The organism is Streptomyces sp. SAS_281, from assembly GCF_052542855.1.
In genome coordinates, this window is the sequence record NZ_JBMNDO010000233.1 from 1 (window position 1) to 3,474 (window position 3,474).

Below are 3,474 nucleotides of genomic sequence, written 5' to 3' on the forward strand. Positions count from 1 at the left end.
AGCGGCGGCTCCCTGGTGTTCCCCCTGGCCTTCGCCGTCTTCATGGCGGCGTTCTGCGCCTGGATCCTGTGGCGTCAGCCGCGCTCGCGCAGCGCCGTCCGCATACCGCGGTTCAGCGCCAGCGCCCGGCGGCGCATCCACAGGATCCAGGCGCAGAACGCCGCCATGAAGACGGCGAAGGCCAGGGGGAACACCAGGGAGCCGCCGCTGGTGGCGGCGAGGACGAACATGGCGACCACGATCAGGCCCATGAAGCCCATCCAGAACGGAAGCCACCGTTTGCCCCGCTCGATCTTCCCCAGACGCTCGTCGACCAGCCGCCCCATCACGGCCCGCTCCTGGGGATCGTCCGGCACATCATGGTGGCGGATCTTGCGGTCGAGGCCGGCGATGGCACCCGGGGAAGCGCCCGTCGCCCGGCTCGTCCGCCTCCGCTGGAGGACCACGGCCACCAGCACGACGACGGAGTAGACGGCACCCTGGACCAGCCACATGGCCGGGGAATCGTCGTGGCGTAACAGCGCGTTCAGGCCCACACCGAGCACGAAGGCCAGCAGGCCCTGCCCGGTCAGGCTGTCATTGAACCAGTGCTTCACGGTGTGCACGGCACCTGCCTCCTGCGGCGGTCGCGGAACTCTCTGTGTTGTCCCGGTTACCCCGTACGGAGCCCGTCACCACGACGCACAGGGGCACCTCCGCGCGTCTGCGACACTGGAAGAACCATGCCTAAGCCCGGAGAACTCACTGTCCTATAGCAGGCATAGCCCATCTACCTGCGATGTTGCCGTCGAGAGACGGTATGTGTGGACCGGTGGGGCCGCCTGTGGGCCGTCGAGAGTCCGATGGCAGTCCCAGGGCACCGTTGTTCGACAGGCGGCCAGGGGCGTGTGATCGGTTCGACCTCGCGGCAGGGATAGGAGATGCCAACAGTGCTCTCGATGTCGCAATTCCCCCACTAGAGTTTCGGCGCACCTCGTAACATGAGCTCATGAACGCCGAGGGTCTGTCTGAAGCTTCGTACGCTGCGAGCACATCGAGACTTGAAGGGTACGGTCAAGTCGTTTGTGGCTTGCTGAAACACCTCATTGCCGAGGCTGGCATCATGGTGCAAAGCGTTGAGTATCGAGTCAAAACTTGGCGGAGCGCACAGACAAAGGTCGAGGCCGCGCCTGATAAGTACACGGGTTATGGCTCTCTTACTGACCTTCTTGGTGTGCGCGTCATAACCTACTTCGATGACGAAGTTGATCTCATTTCTGAATTGATTGAACGGGAATTCGAGATCGACGAAGCGAATTCCGTAGACAAGCGAGCCTTGCTCGACCCTGACCGATTTGGCTATTTGTCTCGACACTACATCCTGAGCCTGGATCCTCGGCGGGAATCGCTGATCGAGTACAGACAGTACAAGGGGCTAGGATTTGAACTGCAGGTTCGGTCTCTGCTGCAGCATGCTTGGGCGGAAATTGAACATGACCTCGGATATAAGTCTAAGGGATCCCTTCCGAAGGCGACCCGGAGGCAATTTTACCGCTTGGCTGGATTGCTTGAGATGGCCGACGAGCAATTCCGTCAACTGAGGGACGCGCATCAGTCGTATTCCGAGGAGGTGCATTCGAAAATCGATGCTAGCCAGATGGACTTGCCGCTCGATCAGCTCACGATTCAGAGTTTTTTGGAGACGAATGCCACTGCTTTGAGCATCGATAAAATGCTGGCAACTAAATTGAGAACCACCGAACTTCACTATCACGCGGAATACGCTTGGCGGCAGGTGGCCAAGCTGATGGATTTCGGTGCGGTGACTGTTCAGGATCTAGCGCAAGATCTCGAATCTAATCGCGAACGCATAGAGATTTTCAGTGATCACTGGATCACTGACACGGGAGGGCACAAGGCTCTTAGTCGGGGTCTCTGTTTGTATTACCTGTTGCTGCTGAAGATTTCGCAGTTGAAGAGGGGCGAGATGGATCTGTTTGTTAGCGAACTCGCGCGTAGGTATCGCGGCATGGTGTTCTCGGAGGAGCAAAAAAAGCGCCTTCGTGAGATCGGTGAGCTGATGCAATAGGCGCACCTAAGTCTTGTATTTGATTTGGCCTGCGCGAGGCACTCTGGAACGACTCCTGGCTGACATTTTCAGTGTCAGCCAGGAGTCGTTCATGCCTTACTGAGCTGTCTCTGTCTCACCTGCCTCGTCGCGGGACGGTGAGAAGATCCAGTCGATCGCTTTGCGTGTGCGCTCTTGGCTCGATGGCATGAGGTGTGCGTACACCCGCAGAGTGAGTGCGGGGTCGGTGTGCCCAAGGTGCTGGCTCACCGCCTTGATGCTCTCGCCAGCGTCCAGCAACACTGAGGCGTAGAAGTGCCGAAGCGCATGCATGCCGTGCTCGCGGGCGGACTCGTATTTTCCTTCCCGGGCCCCCGGGATGAGGCCGGCCGCAGCGAGTGCAGGTTTCCACTCCTGGATGTTGAAGTTGCTCCGCCAGACCACTCCGGCTGCTGTGTTCGTGAACAGGAGACGAGCCGTCACCTTCGGGCCGTCAGGCTTCCGCCACGGCAGGGTGACCTCAACCGGCTTGCAGGCATCCATGTGCACCCGCAGGGCTTCGGCCACCGAGGACGGAAGCGGGACGTCTCGCTCCTTATTGCATTTCGGCGGGGCGAATACGGCCGTGCCCTGAATGAGTTTTACCTGTCGAACGACCCGAAGGATGCCGGCTTCGAAGTCGATGGCGTCCTCAGCGAGTCCCACAATCTCACCCTGCCGGAGCCCGCAGCCAGCTCCTGTGTCCACCATGGTCCGGTAGCGCTGGGGAAGGGCTTGGCGGACTGCCTGCACCTGTGAGGCCAGCCACGGGGTGACTCGTCGCCGCTCGACCGATGGCGGCCGCACGGACTTCGCGGAGCAGGGGTTGCGGGGGAGGAGCCCGTCGTCCACAGCCGCACTCAGTACCGCTCGAACGTCACCATAGATATTGCGGGCGTAAGCGCCGCTTACCCCCGGGTTGGCCTCCAGAACGCTCACCAGCTCGCGGAGGTGTTCCGGCCGGAAGGAGTCGAGCGGCCGTGAGCCGAGGACGGGAAAGGCGTGCAGGCGTAGGCGCTGCTCGGTGACGATCTGGCTCGACAGGTCCGCGCTGTGCGCCTTGAGCCATTTCTCGGCGTAGCCCTTGAACGTGATTCGGGCTGCTCGGGGGTCGATGTACTGACCCTTGGACATGTCGGAAGCGATGTGACTGAGCCAGTTCTCCGCGAGTCGCTTCTGTCGGTCGGGGAAGGACTTGGACTTCTCGGTGCCGTCCGGGCCGATGTACCGGGCCCGGTAGCGGAGCCCGACGCCGTACCGGTCACTCTTGACTCGTACGGGCTTGCCCTCGGCGTTGGTCTCGGTCTTGTACCAGCGGTCTTGGATGTGGCCGGCCAATGGGTGCTCCTGTGGGCATGGGGCAGGGGCACGACCAGGTGGTCAGATCG

3 protein-coding genes are annotated in these 3,474 nt (G+C 61.3%); 1 reads left to right on the forward strand and 2 read right to left on the reverse strand.

Features of this window, described 5'->3' with window-relative positions:
• Window positions 1-74: 74 nt before the first annotated feature.
• Window positions 75-605 (reverse strand): hypothetical protein, encoded by a 531-nt coding sequence (locus ACN6LM_RS37730; protein ID WP_445069937.1) that lies wholly within the window; start codon window positions 603-605, stop codon window positions 75-77.
• A gap of 383 nt (window positions 606-988) precedes the next feature.
• On the opposite strand from ACN6LM_RS37730, the gene ACN6LM_RS37735 reads away from it, so the two are divergent.
• The gene (locus ACN6LM_RS37735) at window positions 989-2,068 is read left to right on the forward strand and encodes a GTP pyrophosphokinase (protein ID WP_445069938.1); all 1,080 of its coding nucleotides are present in this window, start codon (window positions 989-991) and stop codon (window positions 2,066-2,068) included.
• Between the two features lie 96 nt (window positions 2,069-2,164).
• Here the strand turns inward: ACN6LM_RS37735 and ACN6LM_RS37740 are convergent, their stop codons facing one another.
• Window positions 2,165-3,424, reverse strand: coding sequence for a tyrosine-type recombinase/integrase (locus ACN6LM_RS37740; protein ID WP_445069939.1), 1,260 nt, complete (start codon window positions 3,422-3,424; stop codon window positions 2,165-2,167).
• Window positions 3,425-3,474 lie beyond the last annotated feature (50 nt).